Genomic DNA, 20459 nt, shown 5'->3' on the forward strand with positions numbered 1-20459 from the left:
AACCATGAAATATTCATTAGGGCCGGTGCTTTACTACTGGCCAAAAGAGACGCTGGAAGATTTTTACCGCCAGGCCGCCACCAGCCACGCCGATGTGATTTACCTTGGCGAAGCCGTCTGCAGCAAGCGCCGCGCCACCAAAGTGGGCGACTGGCTGGATATGGCCAAACAACTGGCGGGCAGCGGCAAGCAGGTTGTGCTTTCCACGCTGGCGCTGGTGCAGGCCTCTTCCGAATTAAACGAACTAAAACGTTACGTTGATAACGGCGAGTTTTTACTCGAAGCCAGCGACCTGGGCGTGGTGAATATGTGCGCCGAGCGCAAGCTGCCATTTGTCGCCGGGCATGCGCTCAACTGCTACAACGCGGTGGCGCTGCGTTTACTGCTCAAGCAAGGCATGGTGCGCTGGTGCATGCCGGTTGAGCTTTCACGCGACTGGCTGAAAAACTTACTCGATCAGTGTGATTCCCTCGGTATTCGTCAGCAATTTGAAGTGGAAGTGCTGAGCTACGGTCATCTGCCACTGGCTTACTCCGCGCGCTGCTTTACCGCCCGCTCCGAAGACAGACCCAAAGATGAGTGCGAAACTTGCTGCATTAAATACCCGAACGGACGCAGCATCCTTTCGCAAGAGAATCAGCAAGTCTTTGTGCTCAACGGTATCCAGACGATGAGCGGCTATGTTTACAACCTTGGCAATGAGCTGGTCTCAATGAATGGCCTTGTGGATATGGTGCGCCTGTCGCCGATGGGTAACGAGACGTTTGCCATGCTTGACGCGTTTAAGGCTAATGAAACGGGTAATGCGCCACTGCCGCTGGCATCTAATAGCGATTGCAACGGCTACTGGCGCAGGCTGCCGGGTCTGGCTTTACAGCAGTAATAAAAGCTCACTTTGTTAACAAGGATTGTCACAAGTTAATGCAGTATGAAAGTTGCAGCTTTTCTGGCCTGGCGCGGCACATTGCGCCAGGCTGGAAGAAGACCTTCAATCTGATGACAATGCTGTAGCAAAGTGAGTGTGTATGTCTGATAAAACGATCCCTTTTTCGGTGCTTGATCTTGCGCCGATCCCGCAAAACTCCAGCGCCCGCGAGGCGTTCGCTCATTCGCTGGATCTGGCGAAACTGGCCGAACAGCGCGGTTATCATCGCTACTGGCTGGCAGAACACCACAATATGACCGGTATCGCCAGCGCGGCGACCTCCGTATTGATTGGCTATCTGGCGGCGAATACGCAAACTCTGCATTTGGGTTCCGGCGGCGTGATGCTGCCAAACCATTCACCGCTGGTGATTGCCGAGCAGTTCGGCACATTGAATACGCTCTACCCCGGGCGTATCGATCTCGGGCTTGGCCGCGCGCCAGGCAGCGACCAGCGCACCATGATGGCGCTGCGCCGCCATATGAGCGGTGATATCGACAATTTCCCGCGTGATGTCGCTGAACTGGTGGACTGGTTTGATGCCCGCGATCCAAACCCGCACGTACGACCGGTGCCGGGCTACGGTGAAAAAATCCCCGTCTGGCTGCTGGGCTCAAGCCTGTATAGCGCGCAACTTGCCGCAAAGCTGGGCTTACCGTTTGCCTTTGCTTCGCACTTCGCGCCGGATATGTTGTTCCAGGCGTTGCATCTTTATCGCACCAACTTTACGCCTTCGGCGCGGCTGGAAAAACCGTACGCGATGGTGTGCATCAATATTGTCGCAGCCGACAGCAACCGCGATGCGGAATTCCTGTTTACCTCTATGCAGCAGGCATTTGTGAAATTGCGCCGTGGTGAAAGCGCGCAGTTGCCGCCACCGATCCCCAATATGGATCAGTTCTGGTCACCGTCGGAACAATACGGCGTACAGCAGGCGTTGAGTATGTCGCTGGTGGGTGATAAAGCGAAAGTGCGCCACGGGCTGGAGTCGATTCTGCGGGAAACGGACGCCGACGAAATCATGGTCAACGGGCAGATTTTTGATCACCAGGCGCGGCTCTACTCGTTTGAGCTGGCGATGCAGGTGAAAGAAGAACTGCTCGGCTAGCGCAGAGATTCTCCTCTCCCATAAGGGAGAGGAGAGAAATAATTACTGGTAAACAGGTAGCAAATTAAAGCTGGAAAGCAGATGCACGACCGCGTTGCCGATGCCAAACAGCAGGATCAATACGATCATCGGCTTGCCACCCCACACGCGAAATGCCGGACTGCCAAAGCGCTTACGCGACGCATTTGCCAGCAATGCCGGAACAATCGCCGCCCATATCGTTGCTGCCAGACCCGCATAACCAATTGCATACAAAAAGCCGTTCGGCCACAGTAAGCCACCCACAATCGGCGGCAAAAAGGTCAGCAGTGCGGTTTTAAAACGTCCCAGCGGGGAATCATCAAACTTGAACAAGTCCGCCAGGTAGTCAAACAGCCCCAACGTCACGCCGAGGAAGGAGCTGGCGACGGCAAAGTTTGAGAAGACAACCAGCAACAGATCCAGACTGCGGCTATTCAGCACGCCGCTCAGCGCCTGCACCAGCACATCGATATTCCCGCCTTTGGCCGCGATCTCAATAAACGCCGGACGCGGAATGTTGCCCATGGTAACCAGCAACCAAATCACATATAACCCCAGCGCCAGCAGCGTGCCGTAGACCAGGCAACGAATGATGGTACGCGGATCTTTGCCGTAGTATTTCATCAGGCTCGGCACATTGCCGTGGTAGCCAAACGAGGCCAGACAGAAGGGCAGCGTCATCAACAGATAAGGCGTGTACGAAGCATCGCTCTGAGCAACATTAAATAAGGTTACTGGCTCGACATGGCCCAACAGGCTGCCAAAAGTGAGGAAGAAGGTGATGACCTTCGCACCCAGTACAATCGCCGTCATTCGGCTGACAGCGTGTGTTGAGAGCCAGACGATAAATGCCACCAACAGCGCAAAGGCAAGCCCGGCCAGACGCGGCGGAACATCCAGCGACATTTCCGCAAAGGTGTGGTGCAAGATAGAGCCGCTTGCCGAAATGTAGGCGTAAGTCAGGATATAGAGCACGAAAGCAATCGAGATACCGTTAACCAGGTTCCAGCCTTTTCCCAGCAAATCTTTGGTGATGGTATCGAAGCTCGCGCCGCTCCGGTAATTCAGGTTGGCTTCAAGGATCATCAGCCCGGAGTGCAACATGCAAAACCAGGTAAAAACGAGCGCCAGCAATGACCAGAAAAACCACGCGCCGGACATCACCACCGGCAGTGAAAACATGCCTGCGCCAATGATCGTGCCGCCAATAATCACTACCCCGCCGAACAGCGAAGGGGAAGCTTGTGTGGTTGTCAGTGTCGACATCTGAATGATTCTCCTGTGGTAAGCAATGCCAGTAGTTCAGGCTGCTGCATTGTACCAGTACAGGAGTACATTACGGATAAAAAAAGCCCCAATCTTTTCGATCGGGGCTGTATCTATTTCTTTACAGACTGTAACGCAGATTATGCGTCGTTACGGCGACGCGGAGCGCTATCGTCACGATCGCGGCGCGGTGCACGACGTTCGCCACCGAAACTACGACCTTCCTGACGTTCACCGCTGAAACGACGGCCTTCACCACGACCGCCTTCACGGCGTTCACCACCGAAACCGCCGCGACGCTCACCGCCACCACGACGTTCGCTACGCTCACGCGGCTGTGCATCGCCCAGCAGCTGCATATTCATCGGCTTGTTCAGAATACGCGTGCGAGTGAAGTGCTGCAGAACTTCGCCCGGCATGCCTTTCGGCAGCTCAATGGTAGAGTGAGTACCAAACAGTTTGATATTACCAATGTAACGGCTGCTGATATCACCTTCGTTCGCGATAGCACCAACGATATGGCGTACTTCAACACCATCATCGCGGCCCACTTCGATACGATACAGTTCCATTTCACCAACATCCCGACGTTCACGACGCGGACGATCTTCGCCACCACGTTCGCCACGCGGACCACGATCGTTACGATCGCCACGGCGTTCGAAACGGTCATCACGATCGCGGAACTCACGCTTAGGACGCATCGGTGCATCCGGCGGCAGGATCAGCGGACGTTCGCCCTGAGCCATTTTCAGCAGTGCAGCGGCCAGCGTTTCAATATCCATCTCTTCTTCAGCAGAAGGCTGGATTTTTGCCAGCAGCGCGCGGTACTGATCCAGATCGCTGCTTTCCAGCTGCTGCTGAACTTTAGCGGCGAATTTTTCCAGACGGCGTTTGCCCAGCAGCTCTGCGTTCGGCAGTTCCACTTCCGGAATGGTCAGTTTCATCGTACGTTCGATGTTACGCAGCAGACGACGCTCGCGGTTCTCAACGAACAGCAGTGCACGGCCCGCACGGCCCGCACGACCGGTACGACCGATACGGTGAACGTAGGATTCAGAATCCATCGGGATGTCGTAGTTAACAACCAGGCTGATGCGCTCAACATCCAGACCACGTGCTGCAACGTCAGTTGCGATCAGGATATCCAGACGACCGTCTTTCAGACGCTCCAGCGTCTGCTCACGCAGTGCCTGGTTCATGTCACCGTTCAGTGCGGCGCTGTTATAGCCACTGCGTTCCAGCGCTTCAGCCACTTCCAGCGTTGCGTTTTTGGTACGAACGAAGATGATCGCCGCATCAAAATCTTCCGCTTCCAGGAAGCGAACCAGCGCTTCGTTTTTACGCATGCCGTATGCAGTCCAGTAGCTCTGGCTGATGTCCGGACGAGTCGTCACGCTGGATTGAATGCGCACTTCCTGCGGCTCTTTCATAAAGCGGCGAGTAATGCGACGGATTGCTTCCGGCATGGTGGCAGAGAACAGAGCGGTCTGATGACCTTCCGGGATCTGCGCCATGATGGTTTCTACGTCTTCGATAAAGCCCATGCGCAGCATTTCGTCGGCTTCATCCAGCACCAGACCGCTCAGTTTAGAGAGATCCAGCGTGCCGCGTTTCAGGTGATCCAGCAGACGACCCGGCGTACCGACGACAATCTGTGGCCCCTGGCGAAGAGCGCGTAATTGCACGTCATAACGCTGGCCGCCGTACAGGGCTACCACGCTTACACCGCGCATATGTTTAGAGAAATCGGTCATTGCTTCAGCAACCTGAACCGCCAGTTCGCGGGTCGGAGCGAGCACAAGGATCTGCGGCGCACGCAGGTCCGGATCGATGTTGTTCAGCAGCGGCAGAGAAAACGCTGCAGTTTTACCGCTACCAGTCTGGGCCATGCCCAGCACGTCACGACCGTTCAGCAGGTGCGGGATGCACTCAGCCTGGATCGGAGATGGTTTTTCGTAACCGAGATCGTTAAGGGCTTCAAGGATGGGAGCCTTCAGGCCCAGATCTGCAAAAGTGGTTTCGAATTCAGCCATGTAGTACAAGTGCCTCTATGTCATTGGCGGCCAGTCTACATAACTCATCGTGAAAAAAATTAGCAATTTTCATTGAAAAGTGTGAACCGGCTCAAAGTAGGTTAATTAACGAACAATGAAGCCCTCACCCGCGAAGGTGATGGCAATCAAAAAAGATTACGGGCTGATATGTTCGTCAGCTATTGCTGGTCCGATTCTGCCAGGTCGTCATGCTCCTGGCCCAAGAGCGCTAATTCCAACAATGCGTAACGATGCTCAACAAAATTATGGACGTTGTTGGCAACCGCTAGTTTGAACAGTGCCGTGGCGCTGTCCTTATCCCCCAGACTTAGGTAGTACTTACCTAAATAGAAGTTGGTTTCACTGAGATGCTCAGCGAGCGAGGTGTTATCCGTTGCGTCTGCCTTCAGGCGATCCATTAGCGTTGCTTCGCTAATGTCGCCGAGGTAGAACTCGACAATGTTCCATCCCCACTGTTCCTTGTCCGATTTTTCGAAGCGCTGTTTCAGTGCTTCTTTAGCCTGCTTCTCATTAAGCTTCCGCTCAACGATGTAAAGCCACAGACTCCGGAAAGGATCATTAGGATCGTCTTGATAAAACGCCAGCAGATCATCTTGCGCTAACTTGTCGCGACCGCCGTAATGCAGTGCGATCCCGCGATTCAAGTGCGCGTAGTTGTAAGTTGGATCAAGCTCAAGTACAGAATCAAACGCTTCATAGGCAGCATCAAAATTGCCTGCCTGCGTTAAATAAATGCCTAAGTAATTGAATACTTCCGGCATATCGGGTCGGATTGCCAGCGCTTGCGAGAAATCATTTCGCGCTAAGGCTCTCAAACCGAGGCTATCATACAACACTCCGCGCTCATATAAAAGCTGTGCGCGTTCGTCATCGGTTAAAGCCCGACTGGCAAGAATTTGTTCCATGCGTGCCAGAATCACTTCTTGCTGCAAAGTCGGTTGCAATGGCACCGCGAGGACTTCACTTTTACGCCAGGCAGAGTTGCTGCATCCTGCCAGCGTTAAAGCTGTCGCAACGAAACACCAGCGCAAAAAAGGCTTCATTTCCCACTCCCGAAGACAACAATTGGATGAACGTCCTGTCCCCCGGCTGCAAACATGGCGTCCTGCCTGCTAATAAGCCCTCCGCGATCACGGAGGGCAAAAACAACCTTACTCGCCCTGCTCTGCTTGCGGCGCTTCCGACGCTTCTACAGGCTGAGTCTGCTCAGTCGCTTCTTTAATGCTCAGACGAATACGGCCCTGACGGTCAACTTCCAGAACTTTAACCGGCACTTCCTGGCCCATCTGCAGATAATCGGTCACTTTCTCAACACGTTTGTCCGCGATCTGAGAAATATGAACCAGACCTTCTTTACCGCCGCCGATGGCAACAAACGCGCCAAAGTCAACGATGCGGGTCACTTTACCGCTATAGACACGGCCCACTTCGATCTCAGCCGTGATCTCTTCAATACGGCGAATAGCATGTTTCGCTTTGTCGCCGTCAGTAGCTGCGATTTTCACGGTACCATCATCTTCGATTTCGATGGTGGTGCCGGTTTCTTCGGTCAGCGCACGAATGACGGAGCCGCCTTTACCGATAACGTCTTTGATCTTATCTGGATTAATTTTGATGGTATGGATACGCGGCGCAAATTCAGAGATATCACCACGCGGCGCGTTAATCGCCTGCTCCATTACACCCAGAATATGCAGACGAGCACCTTTCGCCTGGTTCAGCGCAACCTGCATGATCTCTTTGGTGATACCTTCAATTTTGATATCCATCTGCAGCGCAGAGATACCGTCGCGGGAACCCGCTACTTTGAAGTCCATATCGCCCAGGTGATCTTCGTCGCCCAGGATGTCGGACAGAACAACAAAGTTGTCGCCTTCTTTCACCAGACCCATTGCGATACCCGCAACGGCGGCTTTCACCGGTACGCCTGCGTCCATCAGCGCCAGAGATGCGCCACAAACGGAAGCCATAGAAGAAGAGCCGTTCGATTCGGTGATTTCAGAAACCACACGTACGGTGTACGGGAATTTATCAGCATCCGGCATTACTGCCAGCACGCCACGTTTAGCCAGACGGCCGTGACCAATTTCACGACGTTTCGGCGAACCAACCATCCCGGTTTCCCCTACGGAGTACGGAGGGAAGTTGTAATGGAACAGAAAAGAGTCAGTGCGCTCGCCCATCAGCTCGTCGATGATCTGCGCGTCACGTGCGGTACCCAGAGTTGCAGTAACCAGCGCCTGAGTTTCGCCGCGGGTAAACAGTGCGGAACCATGGGTGCGAGGCAGAACACCGGTACGAACGTCCAGACCACGGATCATATCTTTTTCGCGGCCATCGATACGCGGCTCGCCTGCCAGTACGCGGCTACGAACAACGTTTTTCTCGATAGCGTGCAGGATTTCACCCAGCTCATTGGCATCCAGGGTTTCATCTTCTGCCACCAGCGTTGCGATGGTTTCGGATTTGATCACGTCAACCTGAGCATAACGCTCTTGTTTGTCAGTGATGCGATACGCATCGCTCAAACGTGATTCTGCCAGTGCAGCAACGCGCGCGTTCAGCGCTTCGTTCACCGCTTCCGGCTGCCAGTCCCAACGCGGTTTGCCTGCTTCTTTTACCAGCTCGTTGATGTTCTGGATAACAATCTGCTGCTGGTCGTGGCCAAACACCACAGCACCCAGCATCTGATCTTCACTCAGCAGTTCCGCTTCAGATTCAACCATCAGAACCGCGGCTTCAGTACCGGCTACGACCAGGTCCAGCTTACTTGCTTTCAGCTCTTCCTGAGTTGGGTTCAGAACGTACTGGTCGTTGATATAGCCAACACGCGCGGCGCCAATCGGGCCATTGAACGGAATACCAGACAGTGAAAGCGCGGCGGAAGCACCGATCATGGCTACGATATCCGGGTTAACCTGCGGGTTAACGGAAACCACAGTAGCGATAACCTGCACTTCGTTCACGAACCCTTCCGGGAACAGCGGGCGAACCGGGCGGTCAATCAGACGCGCGATCAGCGTTTCGCCTTCGCTCGGACGGCCTTCACGACGGAAGAAACCGCCAGGGATTTTACCTGCAGCGTACGTACGCTCTTGATAGTTAACGGTCAGCGGGAAGAAATCCTGACCTGGTTTTGCTTTTTTCTGGCCAACAACGGTCACGAATACTGCGGTGTCATCCATGCTTACCATAACGGCAGCAGTCGCCTGACGCGCCATCATGCCGGTTTCCAGCGTGACGGTATGTTGACCATACTGGAATTTACGAACGATCGGATTCAGCAAAGTTCTGTCCTTTCTTAATGAAAGTCAGCACACCTTTGGCATGCTGACAATTTAACCGAATCTTCATGCATCCTCGCGACTAATGACAACCCTAACCCGCCCATTGCGGATAAAGCCTCTCATTAGCCGCGCGAACCTCTGCAGTGAAGATCATACCTGGCAACAATACATTAGTTTACTGCCAATTGCTGCCGCCTGGTTGAAAAAAGGGGCCTTGTAGGCCCCTTCTTGAAACTCGCCAGACTTAGCGACGCAGACCCAGACGCTCGATCAGCGCGGTGTAGCGTGCAACGTCTTTACGTTTCAGATAGTCGAGCAGTTTACGACGCTGAGAAACCATACGCAGCAGACCACGACGGCTGTGGTGATCTTTTTTGTGCTCTGCAAAGTGACCCTGCAGGTGGTTGATCTGAGCAGTCAGCAGTGCAACCTGAACTTCGGTAGAACCGCTGTCGTTAGAACCACGACCAAACTCGGAAACGATTTTTGCTTTAGCTTCAACGCTTAGAGACATTTTAAACTCCAGTGATAAAAAAATGAAAAGGCGCCGATCTCTAATTCAGCGGCCTCAGGATTAACGCCGGGTGATGTTAAATACATAGCCGGCGTTAAGCGGCAATATTCTACTCGTAGTCACGGTTTCCCGCAAGGTAAGCCCGTCATTGTGCAGGATACTCGACCACCAGACGACGCGGCGCAACACGGCCTTCGTCGTCCATTTCGCCCATACCAATGAATTTTGCGTCATCGCCTTCTGTGACGCGCACCAGCCCCGCTTTTGGCGCAGCGGATGCCCGAACCGGCTGACCGTTTTTGAAGTATGCCGCGACCACTGACGGAATGTTAACCGCCGGGAAATCTGACGCTGGGCTGTCCATTGGCATCAGTAACGGATCCAGCAGTTGTGCTGCCGGGATACTCTGCTGCTCGGCTTGATCCACCAGCTCGCGCAGCTTGTCGAGCGTCACCATACGTTCAACAGGATACTTACTCACCGCCAGGCGACGCAGATAGATAACATGTGCGCCGCAGCCAAGTTTCTCACCCAAATCATCAATGATGGTACGGATGTAAGTCCCTTTCGAGCAGTGAATTTCCAGCTCAAGTTCATTGCCTTCGTGGCGGATAAATAACAGCTCGTAAACCGTAATTGGGCGCGCTTCACGCGGAACCTCAATGCCCTGACGCGCATACTCGTAGAGCTTCTTTCCCTGATATTTCAGGGCAGAGTACATCGACGGGACTTGCTGCGTATCACCGCGAAAACTCTCCAGCGCAGTAGCCAGTTGTTCGGCACTGAAGGTCAACGGACGCTCTTCAACGATTTGCCCATCCGCATCGGAGGTATCGGTACGCTGCCCAAGGCGGGCAATAACCCGATAACGTTTGTCCGAATCCAGCAGATATTGGGAAAACTTTGTCGCTTCTCCCAGGCAAATCGGCAGCATACCGGTCGCCAGCGGATCAAGCGCTCCGGTGTGTCCGGCACGGTTGGCGTTATAAAGACGCTTTACTTTTTGCAGCACATCATTGCTGGAAGCGCCCTGCTGTTTATCCAGCAGCAGAACGCCATGCACGTCGCGACCGCGACGACGAGGACGACTCATCAGTCCTCCTTACTGTCGTCCGGGTTCACACGACGTTCGTCATCGTGTTTCACCACACTGGTCACCAGATTGGACATGCGCATCCCTTCCACCAACGAGTTGTCGTAGAAGAACGTCAGTTCCGGCACGATACGCAAACGCATCGCTTTACCCAACAGGGAACGAATAAAGCCAGAGGCATCCTGCAACGCTTTGATACCCGCTTTCACGGATGCTTCGTCTTTATCGTTGAGGAAGGTGACAAACACTTTGGCATAAGCCAGATCGCGGGAAACTTCGACACCAGAAACGGTGGTCATCATACCCAGACGCGGATCTTTAATTTCGCGCTGCAGGATAATCGCAATCTCTTTTTGCAGTTCCTGAGCCACGCGCTGCGGGCGACCAAATTCTTTCGCCATAATAATTCTCCAGACTAAAAAGGGGCCGTAGCCCCTTTTAATATTTCTTGCCGGGAGGCGCTTCGCTTACCCGGCCAGCAATGTTCATCCACTTTTGATTTCGGCTGGCTAGCAGCCGAAAAGCGAAGCGAATTACTCAATAGTACGTTGGATCTCAATGATCTCGAACACTTCGATCATATCGCCGGTACGTACATCATTGTAGTTCTTAACGCCGATACCACATTCCATGCCGTTACGGACTTCGTTGACGTCATCTTTGAAGCGACGCAGGGATTCCAGCTCGCCTTCATAGATAACCACGTTGTCGCGCAGAACGCGGATCGGGTTGTGACGTTTAACCACACCTTCGGTAACCATACAGCCCGCGATCGCACCGAATTTCGGCGATTTGAACACATCGCGAACTTCCGCCAGACCGATGATCTGCTGTTTCAGCTCCGGAGAGAGCATACCGCTCATTGCCGCTTTCACTTCGTCGATCAGGTTATAGATGACGGAGTAGTAACGCAGATCCAGACCTTCCGCTTCGATCACGCGACGCGCAGAAGCGTCGGCACGAACGTTAAAGCCAACCAGAATCGCGTTGGATGCAGCAGCCAGCGTCGCGTCGGTTTCGGTGATACCACCTACGCCAGAACCCACGATCTTCACTTTCACTTCGTCGGTAGACAGTTTCAGCAGAGAATCGGAGATAGCTTCGACAGAACCCTGAACATCGGCCTTCAGAACGATGTTCACTTCGTGAACTTCGCCTTCGGTCATGTTGGCAAACATGTTTTCCAGTTTGGATTTCTGCTGACGCGCAAGTTTAACTTCGCGGAATTTGCCCTGACGGTACAGTGCCACTTCACGCGCTTTCTTCTCGTCACGCACAACAGTCGCTTCATCACCCGCAGCCGGAACACCGGACAGACCGAGGATTTCTACCGGAATGGACGGACCCGCTTCGGTGACTTCGCGACCCAGTTCGTCACGCATCGCACGCACGCGGCCATATTCGAAGCCACACAGCACGATATCGCCTTTATGCAGCGTACCTTCGCGCACCAGCACGGATGCCACCGGACCACGACCTTTATCGAGGAAGGATTCGATAACCACGCCGCTCGCCATACCTTTACGTACGGCTTTCAGCTCAAGAACTTCGGCCTGCAGCAGGATCGCATCCAGCAGTTCGTCGATACCGGTACCAGCTTTCGCGGAAACGTGTACGAACTGGCTTTCGCCGCCCCACTCTTCCGGAATGATGCCGTACTGAGAGAGTTCGTTTTTAACGCGATCCGGATCGGCTTCAGGCTTATCGATCTTGTTCACGGCAACCACTACCGGCACCTGCGCCGCTTTCGCGTGCTGGATAGCTTCAATAGTTTGCGGCATCACGCCGTCATCGGCAGCAACAACCAGAACCACGATATCCGTTGCCTGAGCACCACGGGCACGCATTGCGGTAAACGCGGCGTGGCCTGGGGTATCCAGGAAGGTGATCATGCCGTTGTCGGTTTCAACGTGGTAAGCACCAATGTGCTGAGTAATGCCGCCCGCTTCGCCTGAGGCCACTTTCGTTGAACGAATGTAGTCCAGCAGAGAGGTTTTACCGTGGTCAACGTGACCCATAATGGTCACAACCGGTGCGCGCGGTTCTGCCGCAGCACCTGTGTCACGGTCGCTCATTACCGCTTCTTCCAGCTCGTTTTCACGACGCAGGATAACTTTATGGCCCATCTCTTCAGCAACCAGTTGCGCAGTTTCCTGGTCAATAACCTGGTTGATGGTCGCCATCGCGCCCAGTTTCATCATCGCTTTGATGACCTGAGAGCCTTTAACCGCCATCTTGTTAGCCAGTTCGCCAACGGTCAGGGTCTCGCCGATCACGACGTCACGGTTAACCGCTTGAGCGGGCTTCTGGAAGCCCTGCTGCAGAGCAGAACCTTTACGCTGACGGCCGCCTTTACCACCACGAACTGCCGCACGCGCTTCTTCACGATCAGCTTTGCTTTCAGCGTGTTTGTTGCCTTTCTTCGGACGCGCTGCTTTCGCTGTGCGGCTGCGACCACGACCGCCTTCAACTTCACGGTCGTTATCATCTTCCGCCTGGCGGGCATGCTGGGAAGTGGTTACATGGTAGTCACCAGTAGTCTCTTCTTCTTCGCTTGCCGGAGCTGCCCAGTTCGCTTCATTTTGTTCAGCCATACGACGAGCTTCTTCCGCTACGCGACGCGCATTTTCTTCCAGTTTACGACGAGCCTCTTCTTCCGCTTTGCGCTTAAGTTCTTGCGCTTCGGATTCGCGGCGGGCTTTTTCCGCCTGGGCTGTCCTGGTCATTTCGTCAGATTGTTGGTTGCTCACTTTGCTATTTTCCGCAGCTTCGCGTTTTGCATTTTCAGCATTTTCGCGTTTAGCCTTTTCATCAGCTTCACGTTTCGCACGAGCTTCGGCATCACGTTTGGCTTTTTCCTCGGCTTCGCGCTCAGCGGCTTCCTCTGCTTCACGACGGGCCTTCTCTTCCGCTTCACGCATCGCCTCTTCTTCCGCAGCGAGACGTTCAGCCTCTTGTGGATCGCGTTTTACAAAGGTGCGTTTTTTACGGACTTCGATCTGCACCGATTTACTTTTCCCACCGGTGCCCTGAATACTTAATGTACTGCGCGTCTTGCGCTGCAGAGTCAGCTTGTCAGGCGAAGAACCGTGCTCACGGTTCAAATGCGCTAACAGCGTCTGCTTTTCTTGTGCCGTCACTGAGTCTTCAGCGGACTTGCGGATCCCTGCGTCAGCAAATTGCTGTACCAGGCGGTCCACAGAGGTTTGAATCTCAGCGGCCAGCGTTTTTACGGTTACATCTGTCATGCTGTTCCTTCCTGCTACAGTTTATTACGCTTCGTCGCCAAACCAGCAAATATTACGTGCGGCCATGATGAGCTCACCTGCTTTCTCATCGGTTAACCCTTCGATATCGCTCAGGTCATCCACACCTTGTTCAGCGAGGTCTTCCAGCGTACAAACACCACGAGCAGCCAGTTTGAAAGCCAGTGCGCGATCCAGACCTTCCAGGTTAAGCAGGTCTTCAGCCGGTTCTTTATTACCGAGGCTTTCTTCCTGCGCCAGTGCCAGAGTGGTCAGCGCGTTTTTCGCACGATCACGCAGGGCTTCGACGGTGTCTTCATCCAGACCATCGATTTCCAGCAGCTCTTTGATTGGCACATAGGCCAGTTCTTCCAGCGTAGAGAAACCTTCTTCGACCAGAACGGTGGCGAAATCTTCGTCAATGTCCAGGTAGCGGGTGAAGGTATCAATCGCGGCATGAGCCTCAGCCTGATGCTTGGACTGCAGATCCTCAACGGTCATGACGTTGAGTTCCCAGCCGCTCAGCTGAGACGCGAGGCGCACGTTCTGACCATTACGGCCGATAGCCTGCGCCAGGTTGCCCGCCTCAACGGCGATATCCATGGTGTGTTTATCTTCATCCACCACGATAGAAGCAACGTCAGCCGGTGCCATTGCGTTGATAACGAACTGCGCCGGGTTATCGTCCCACAACACGATATCAATACGCTCACCGCCAAGTTCCGTCGAAACCGCTTGCACACGCGCACCGCGCATACCCACGCAGGCGCCGACCGGATCGATACGCTTGTCGTTCGTCTTCACGGCGATTTTGGCGCGAGAACCCGGATCGCGGGCTGCGGCTTTAATCTCGATAACTTCTTCACCGATTTCCGGCACTTCAATGCGGAACAGTTCAACCAGCATTTCCGGTTTGGAACGGGTCACGAACAGCTGCGCACCACGCGCTTCAGGGCGCACAGCGTACAGCACACCGCGGATGCGGTCGCCCGGACGGAAGTTTTCACGCGGCAGCATATCTTCACGCAGGATAACGGCTTCAGCGTTGTTGCCGAGATCCAGCGTGATGTTGTCGCGGTTCACTTTCTTCACCACGCCGGTGATGATTTCGCCTTCGTGCTCGCGGAACTGATCGACCACCATTGCGCGCTCAGCTTCACGTACTTTCTGTACAATGACCTGTTTTGCGGTCTGGGTGGTGATGCGGTCAAACGTGACGGATTCAATCTGATCTTCAACATAGTCGTCGAGGTTCAGGCTCTCATCTTCGTAACGCGCTGCTTCGAGGGTGATCTCACGTGTCGGCTGCGTCACTTCTTCAACGATCAGCCAGCGACGGAACGTGTCGAAATCACCGCTTTTACGATCAATGCTTACACGAACATCGATCTCTTGTTCGTATTTTTTCTTGGTTGCTGTAGCCAGAGCACTTTCCAGCGCTTCAAAGATTTTTTCACGCGGAAGCGACTTTTCGTTAGAAACAGCTTCAACAACAGCCAAAATTTCTTTGTTCATCGGGGGCCTTTCACCTCAAATCCAGACTGTTAAAAGTGGGGGACCAGGTTCGCTTTTTGAATATTGCTCAATGCGAACACTTCATCTTTACCTTCGACCGTAACGGTGATCATCTCGCCATCGACATCTTTAATGATGCCCTGCCACTTACGACGGTTTTGAACCGCCATACGCAGAACCAGCGAGACTTCGTCGCCCTTAAAGCGCGCATAGTGCTCAGCCGTAAACAAAGGACGCTCAAGACCTGGTGAGGAAACCTCCAGGTTGTAAGCCACGGTAATCGGATCTTCAACATCCAGTACCGCACTGACCTGGTGGCTGACATCAGCGCAATCATCAACATTGATGCCATCTTCACTATCAATATAGATGCGCAGTGTAGATGTGCGCCCGCGCACAAACTCGATACCGACCAGTTCATAGCCCAGTGCTTCAACCGGCGCCGTAATCATCTCTGTTAATTTTTGCTCTAATGTGGACAAGTCCACCCCCAAGACATAAAAAAAGGGCGTATAGCCCAGTTATTTCGTACTCAGATAACAAAAAACCCCGATAAATCGGGGCTTTAAATAACTGAACCCTATAGCCGCAACTGCGGCCTGGAGAACCTTCCGTGAGTATTTTTTTCAAATCCAGCTGCGAAGGCGTTAAGTCTTCATAGTATATTTGAAAAAGAACACTTAGGGAAAGTGGTTGCGGGGGCCGGATTTGAACCGACGACCTTCGGGTTATGAGCCCGACGAGCTACCAGGCTGCTCCACCCCGCGCCTGAAACGTGGCAAATTCTACTCGCTTGAGTGCAAATTTGCAAATAATGCTGGGATTTGGTACCGAAGACGGGACGTAAAACCGGGCTGCAGTATATTGATATACATGCCGTTCTGTCAACCGTGGCGCGTTAGCATCCTGTGCCCCTGACGTATGCAATTTTGTTGCGTATTATTTTTAAGCATGTAAACAGCAGTGTTCACCACTATCGCAATGAAAATTGCACTCTTCTCTTCCGGTCATCGTCAAAAGATGATTAAATGAAAACTCACTTATTTTGCATAACCATTCACTAATTGTTCTGGTCGGATGGCACAAAGAGTATGGCGTGGCTGTTAAGTCTCTCACCATCGGTCTATCAAGCAGGGATTTTTTTATGACGACGATTCTCAAGCATCTTCCCGCAGGTCAACGTATCGGCATCGCTTTCTCCGGCGGACTGGACACCAGCGCAGCGCTGCTGTGGATGCGCCAAAAAGGCGCGGTTCCTTATGCATACACTGCGAACCTGGGTCAACCGGACGAGGATGACTATGACGCCATTCCCCGTCGCGCAAAGGAGTACGGTGCGGAAAATGCTCGCCTAATCGACTGCCGTAAACAGCTGGTCGCCGAAGGCATTGCCGCCATCCAGTGCGGCGCTTTTCATAATACGACAGGTGGTCTGACTTATTTTAACACCACGCCGCTGGGCCGCGCGGTAACCGGCACGATGCTGGTTGCGGCAATGAAAGAAGATGGTGTGAATATATGGGGCGACGGCAGCACCTATAAAGGCAACGATATTGAGCGTTTCTATCGCTACGGCCTGCTGACTAACGCCGAGTTGCAAATCTATAAGCCGTGGCTGGATACCGACTTTATTGATGAACTCGGCGGCCGTCAGGAAATGTCCGAATTCATGGTTGCCTCTGGTTTCGACTACAAAATGTCGGCAGAAAAAGCCTACTCGACTGACTCCAACATGCTGGGCGCAACGCACGAAGCGAAAGATTTAGAGTTCCTCAATTCCAGCGTGAAGATTGTTAACCCAATCATGGGGGTTAAATTCTGGGATGAGAATGTCAAAATCCCGGCGGAAGAAGTTACCGTACGTTTTGAGCGTGGTCATCCGGTTGCGCTGAACGGCAAAACCTTCACTGATGATGTTGAACTGATGCTGGAAGCCAATCGCATCGGTGGCCGTCACGGTCTGGGAATGAGCGATCAGATTGAGAACCGTATTATCGAAGCGAAAAGCCGCGGTATTTACGAAGCCCCGGGAATGGCGTTGCTGCATATCGCGTACGAACGTCTGCTGACCGGTATCCACAACGAAGACACTATTGAGCAATATCACGCCCATGGTCGCCAGCTTGGTCGCTTGCTGTACCAGGGCCGCTGGTTCGATCCGCAAGCACTGATGCTGCGTGACTCCCTGCAACGCTGGGTAGCAAGCGCCATCACCGGTGAAGTCACGCTGGAGCTGCGTCGCGGCAATGATTATTCGATTCTGAATACCGTTTCCGACAATCTGACCTACAAAGCAGAGCGTCTGACGATGGAAAAAGGCGAGTCCGTGTTCTCCCCGGATGACCGTATCGGTCAACTGACGATGCGCAATCTGGATATTACCGATACCCGTGAGAAACTGTTCAACTACGTGCAAACCGGTCTGCTTTCCACCACGGCCGGGAATGGCCTGCCTCAGGTAGAAAACCTGGAAAACAGCGAGAAAAAATAAGTCTCTCTCTGCATCTTCGTGCCTGCCTTGCAGGCACGATTCTCTGCTTTAAGTTATCGCTTCAGCTTAACAACATTTATCAAGCCGGTTCGCTTTCTCCCGCCAGGATGGGCGTTCCATATCCTCAATAGATATTCGGATCAAAAATCACGCTCACCGCACCGCGATAGGTGTCCGGGCGCGTCGACAGCATGGTGTCCACATCTTTCTGGCGCACCAGAAAATCAATACTGCCGGGTTTATCTGCCCCATAGACTTTGGCGGTGAACTCGTTTTGGTTCGCAGTTTTGCCAATGAAAAGCGGTCTGCCGGTCACCGTGGAGCCGGTCTGCATATCCACCACATTATCCGGCATGTTGATCGTCACCTTCATCGGCACCTGTTGCCCGCTGTTATCGCTGGTAAGCGCGCACTCCTTACCTATCTGATCGGCGCAGTCCAGGAACACGGTGAACCCACCGGAACTGGAGAGCGTAAACGCGCTTCGCCCCGTCAGTTGCGGCGTCACGCGGGAAACCATCCAGCGTTCCCAGTTGGCCTTCCCCTCATCCTCTGAGCAGATTTTTCCCGATGGGCAGGGTTGCAGGGCAACCGTCTGCGCACCGGCGGCCGGCGTGAGTTTCAGTTCATGAGTTACCGTCAGCGCAAAGTTAATATTCAGCATGGTATCGCTGGCTACATACACATCGCCAAAATCAATGTTACCCCCGGGGCCAATGGTGAGTGGAGCAGTACCTTTATAGATACCGGAACTCATCTTCAGCGGATCTGGCGTATCCAGTTCGTAGGCAATACTCATTTCGTAGAAGCGCGAGGGCTCTGTTCTGTCTATGGTACTGACTTTATAACAAGCGCCCTCTGCTGTGGTGACTCTCCATACAAAAGCCGTCCAGTTGGAGTTTCCCACAAGGGGGCCACTGTTCTGGCAAGGTGAGTTTGGCGAGGAATACGATCCCCCAACCCAGGCGTAATCATTCCCGGCCAATGAGTATCGCCCACTGAAGCCACTGATCCGGAAGGTCACTTGCGCAACTTCGCCGGTCGTTTCGTTAACGACAGGTAGCGTTCTGGCTTTATTACTTAATCCGAAGTAGGGGTTATTTCTTGGTACATCATTGGCAACAATCGGCTGTTTTAAGCGCAGCTCTAACGGCAACGCAATACCAAAGGAGCCCGCAGGGCAATACGCAGGCCAGGTCGCACAATACCCAGAAACCGGTGTGGTATTAGTGAATGCGCCGTTTTCCGGATTCGTTGCCGACGGAGTAAAACTGGCGCTGATATTCATTTCCGCCGCGACAGCGCAGAAACTTATCACGCATAGCGAAACGGATAAGGCTGCTCGCGTAATGTGGCGTAGTAGGGACATAATATTTCTCTGTAAAAATCAAAACGCATAACAGAAGGCGCTGATAAATGGCACTTTCTTATGCAATTCCAGTCTGGCGGAAATGCGCCAGGTAATTCAGGTTCACGGTTTTGCTTTTCCGGCACTGAAAGGTAGTGCAACGCGTCCGGATACGCTTTTGCGCCGGGAAGCCCTGCGCACCATCACCACCAGATGCGATATTGCGCTTATTTCCCGCCCCCCGCCGCAGCCGCTTTCGTCCTGAATGGCAGCGTCACTTGTTCCGCGAAGAAGTGGCTCCGTGAATTCAAAAGATATTCGGATCAAAAATCACGCTGACCGCAGCGCGATAGGTGTCCGGGCGCGTCGACAGCATGGTGTCCACGTCTTTCTGGCGCACCAGGAAATCGATACTGCCGGGTTTATCTGCCCCATAGACTTTGGCGGTGAACTCGTTTTGGTTCGCAGTTTTGCCAATGAAAAGCGGTCTGCCGGTCACCGTGGAGCCGGTCTGCATATCCACCACATTATCCGGCATGTTGATCGTCACCTTCATCGGCACCTGTTGCCCGCTGTTATCGCTGGTAAGCGCGCACTCCTTACCTATCTGATCGGCGCAGTCCAGGAACACGGTGAACCCACCGGAACTGGAGAGCGTAAACGCGCTTCGCCCCGTCAGTTGCGGCGTCACGCGGGAAACCATCCAGCGTTCCCAGTTGGCCTTCCCCTCATCCTCTGAGCAGATTTTTCCCGATGGGCAGGGTTGCAGGGCGACCGTCTGCGCACCGGCGGCCGGCGTGAGTTTCAGTTCATGATTTACAGAGAGGGTAAAGTTGAGATCTAACTGATTGTCGGAAGTCTTAAAGTTATCACCGAAATCAATATCTCCACCGGAACCCACGCTAAGAGATAGGGTTCCTGTATAGGTGCCGGATGCCATTTTCAGCGGATCAGGTGTGACTAACTCATACCCTAAGCTGGTCAAGTCAATATAATAGGGCTCGTCCGTCAGGTTGATCCTGGCTGTTTTATAGCAGGCAGAATCACTGGCTGGCCATTTCCACATAAATAGATAAGCGGTATAGCTAATCCAGCCCACGCCCGAATAACCGCAGGGTGCGGGAGCATATACAAAACTACTGCCGTTCCACGTAGATTGATGCTGGCTGACGGGCCAGTCTGCTCGCGTATGGTATCTTGCAGAAAAAGCGTTAACCCTGAAACCAAGCGTCACCGACGAGCCCGTTTGCTGATTCACCACCGTGATATTGCGCATTGCGCCTGGCATTTTAAAGTACATCCCCATTCTGGGATCCGAATTAGCCGTAAACCCAGCCGTCGCCAGAGAGGCCGTTATGCCGCCCATTGAGATACTGACCATTCCGGTACCGGCACATTCCCCAGGCAAAATTGAACAATATCCACTCTGTGACGTGGTATTCGTGAAGGTGTTTTTTTCCGGGTTTTCCAGCGATGGCACAAACTCTGCCGTAATGTGCATTGTCGCCGCCGATAAGGCGAAGTGCACAACAAGCAGGCATGCAGCCAGCAACTGTGAAAGCACGCGTGTAAATGGAAGATTCATTTTT

Annotated in this window: 17 protein-coding genes and 1 tRNA gene; 4 read left to right on the forward strand and 14 right to left on the reverse strand. The window is 53.4% G+C overall.

All coding sequences use genetic code 11. The annotated features are described in order from the left end of the window. The first annotated feature begins 4 nt into the window (after positions 1–4). Together RT644_RS19565 and RT644_RS19570 are read left to right on the forward strand one after the other, a co-directional pair. Entirely contained in the window at positions 5–883 is an 879-nt protein-coding gene (locus RT644_RS19565) for a U32 family peptidase (protein ID WP_020455408.1), read from the forward strand. A gap of 142 nt (positions 884–1025) precedes the next feature. Next, positions 1026–2033, forward strand: coding sequence for a luciferase-like monooxygenase (locus RT644_RS19570; RefSeq protein ID WP_313627753.1), 1008 nt, complete (start codon positions 1026–1028; stop codon positions 2031–2033). Positions 2034–2075: 42 nt separating this feature from the next. Here the strand turns inward: RT644_RS19570 and mtr are convergent, their stop codons facing one another. From mtr to RT644_RS19625, 12 genes are all read right to left on the reverse strand, one after another. Next, positions 2076–3320, reverse strand: a complete 1245-nt coding sequence (mtr, locus tag RT644_RS19575) for a tryptophan permease (RefSeq protein WP_313627755.1) — start codon at positions 3318–3320, stop codon at positions 2076–2078. A 140-nt stretch (positions 3321–3460) separates the two neighbouring features. Then, positions 3461–5356 carry a DEAD/DEAH family ATP-dependent RNA helicase gene (locus tag RT644_RS19580; RefSeq protein WP_045513214.1) on the reverse strand — a complete coding sequence of 632 codons (1896 nt, stop codon included), beginning with the start codon at positions 5354–5356 and terminating at the stop codon, positions 3461–3463. Then, positions 5349–5429: a protein YrbN gene (gene yrbN, locus RT644_RS23675; RefSeq protein WP_097400725.1), complete on the reverse strand. Its 81-nt coding sequence runs from the start codon at positions 5427–5429 to the stop codon at positions 5349–5351. Before yrbN ends, RT644_RS19580 begins: the two co-directional genes overlap by 8 nt. A 106-nt stretch (positions 5430–5535) precedes the next feature. Then, on the reverse strand, positions 5536–6420 hold the full coding sequence (gene nlpI, locus RT644_RS19585; protein WP_020455412.1) for a lipoprotein NlpI: 885 nt from the start codon (positions 6418–6420) through the stop codon (positions 5536–5538). Positions 6421–6528: 108 nt separating this feature from the next. Then, positions 6529–8664: a polyribonucleotide nucleotidyltransferase gene (gene pnp, locus RT644_RS19590; protein ID WP_020455413.1), complete on the reverse strand. Its 2136-nt coding sequence runs from the start codon at positions 8662–8664 to the stop codon at positions 6529–6531. A gap of 244 nt (positions 8665–8908) precedes the next feature. Beyond that, the gene (rpsO, locus tag RT644_RS19595; RefSeq protein WP_017457357.1) at positions 8909–9178 is read right to left on the reverse strand and encodes a 30S ribosomal protein S15; all 270 of its coding nucleotides are present in this window, start codon (positions 9176–9178) and stop codon (positions 8909–8911) included. 145 nt (positions 9179–9323) lie between these two features. Continuing rightward, complete coding sequence (truB, locus tag RT644_RS19600) at positions 9324–10271, reverse strand: tRNA pseudouridine(55) synthase TruB (protein WP_313627758.1); 948 nt, start codon at positions 10269–10271, stop codon at positions 9324–9326. Continuing rightward, positions 10271–10672, reverse strand: coding sequence for a 30S ribosome-binding factor RbfA (rbfA, locus tag RT644_RS19605; protein WP_017457355.1), 402 nt, complete (start codon positions 10670–10672; stop codon positions 10271–10273). Before rbfA ends, truB begins: the two co-directional genes overlap by 1 nt. 132 nt (positions 10673–10804) lie before the next feature. After that, positions 10805–13519 (reverse strand): translation initiation factor IF-2, encoded by a 2715-nt coding sequence (gene infB, locus RT644_RS19610; RefSeq protein ID WP_020455415.1) that lies wholly within the window; start codon positions 13517–13519, stop codon positions 10805–10807. 24 nt (positions 13520–13543) lie between these two features. Further along, complete coding sequence (nusA, locus tag RT644_RS19615) at positions 13544–15031, reverse strand: transcription termination factor NusA (RefSeq protein WP_017457353.1); 1488 nt, start codon at positions 15029–15031, stop codon at positions 13544–13546. A gap of 29 nt (positions 15032–15060) precedes the next feature. Continuing rightward, complete coding sequence (rimP, locus tag RT644_RS19620) at positions 15061–15513, reverse strand: ribosome maturation factor RimP (protein ID WP_017457352.1); 453 nt, start codon at positions 15511–15513, stop codon at positions 15061–15063. Positions 15514–15721: 208 nt separating this feature from the next. Further along, positions 15722–15798 (reverse strand) — tRNA-Met (locus tag RT644_RS19625). A 377-nt stretch (positions 15799–16175) separates the two neighbouring features. Here RT644_RS19625 and argG point away from each other — a divergent pair. After that, the gene (gene argG / locus RT644_RS19630) at positions 16176–17522 is read left to right on the forward strand and encodes an argininosuccinate synthase (protein WP_020455416.1); all 1347 of its coding nucleotides are present in this window, start codon (positions 16176–16178) and stop codon (positions 17520–17522) included. Positions 17523–17646: 124 nt separating this feature from the next. Here the strand turns inward: argG and RT644_RS19635 are convergent, their stop codons facing one another. Next, positions 17647–18321, reverse strand: a complete 675-nt coding sequence (locus tag RT644_RS19635) for a hypothetical protein (RefSeq protein WP_160268551.1) — start codon at positions 18319–18321, stop codon at positions 17647–17649. Positions 18322–18973: 652 nt separating this feature from the next. Here RT644_RS19635 and RT644_RS19640 point away from each other — a divergent pair. Further along, on the forward strand, positions 18974–19135 hold the full coding sequence (locus RT644_RS19640) for a hypothetical protein (protein WP_313627760.1): 162 nt from the start codon (positions 18974–18976) through the stop codon (positions 19133–19135). A 42-nt stretch (positions 19136–19177) separates the two neighbouring features. Here the strand turns inward: RT644_RS19640 and RT644_RS19645 are convergent, their stop codons facing one another. Beyond that, complete coding sequence (locus RT644_RS19645) at positions 19178–20455, reverse strand: hypothetical protein (RefSeq protein ID WP_313627762.1); 1278 nt, start codon at positions 20453–20455, stop codon at positions 19178–19180. Positions 20456–20459: the final 4 nt, after the last annotated feature.

Source organism: Kosakonia sp. (assembly GCF_032104925.1).
GTDB lineage: Bacteria > Pseudomonadota > Gammaproteobacteria > Enterobacterales > Enterobacteriaceae > Kosakonia.

Coding starts and splice junctions, on each gene's coding strand:
- RT644_RS19565 (WP_020455408.1), top strand. CDS start 5: ATGAAATATTCATTAGGGCCGGTGCTTTACTACTGGCCAAAAGAGACG.
- RT644_RS19570 (WP_313627753.1), top strand. CDS start 1,026: ATGTCTGATAAAACGATCCCTTTTTCGGTGCTTGATCTTGCGCCGATC.
- mtr (WP_313627755.1), bottom strand. CDS start 3,320: ATGTCGACACTGACAACCACACAAGCTTCCCCTTCGCTGTTCGGCGGG.
- RT644_RS19580 (WP_045513214.1), bottom strand. CDS start 5,356: ATGGCTGAATTCGAAACCACTTTTGCAGATCTGGGCCTGAAGGCTCCC.
- yrbN (WP_097400725.1), bottom strand. CDS start 5,429: ATGAAAATTGCTAATTTTTTTCACGATGAGTTATGTAGACTGGCCGCC.
- nlpI (WP_020455412.1), bottom strand. CDS start 6,420: ATGAAGCCTTTTTTGCGCTGGTGTTTCGTTGCGACAGCTTTAACGCTG.
- rpsO (WP_017457357.1), bottom strand. CDS start 9,178: ATGTCTCTAAGCGTTGAAGCTAAAGCAAAAATCGTTTCCGAGTTTGGT.
- truB (WP_313627758.1), bottom strand. CDS start 10,271: ATGAGTCGTCCTCGTCGTCGCGGTCGCGACGTGCATGGCGTTCTGCTG.
- rbfA (WP_017457355.1), bottom strand. CDS start 10,672: ATGGCGAAAGAATTTGGTCGCCCGCAGCGCGTGGCTCAGGAACTGCAA.
- infB (WP_020455415.1), bottom strand. CDS start 13,519: ATGACAGATGTAACCGTAAAAACGCTGGCCGCTGAGATTCAAACCTCT.
- nusA (WP_017457353.1), bottom strand. CDS start 15,031: ATGAACAAAGAAATTTTGGCTGTTGTTGAAGCTGTTTCTAACGAAAAG.
- argG (WP_020455416.1), top strand. CDS start 16,176: ATGACGACGATTCTCAAGCATCTTCCCGCAGGTCAACGTATCGGCATC.
- RT644_RS19635 (WP_160268551.1), bottom strand. CDS start 18,321: ATGAGTATTGCCTACGAACTGGATACGCCAGATCCGCTGAAGATGAGT.
- RT644_RS19640 (WP_313627760.1), top strand. CDS start 18,974: ATGCGCCAGGTAATTCAGGTTCACGGTTTTGCTTTTCCGGCACTGAAA.
- RT644_RS19645 (WP_313627762.1), bottom strand. CDS start 20,455: ATGAATCTTCCATTTACACGCGTGCTTTCACAGTTGCTGGCTGCATGC.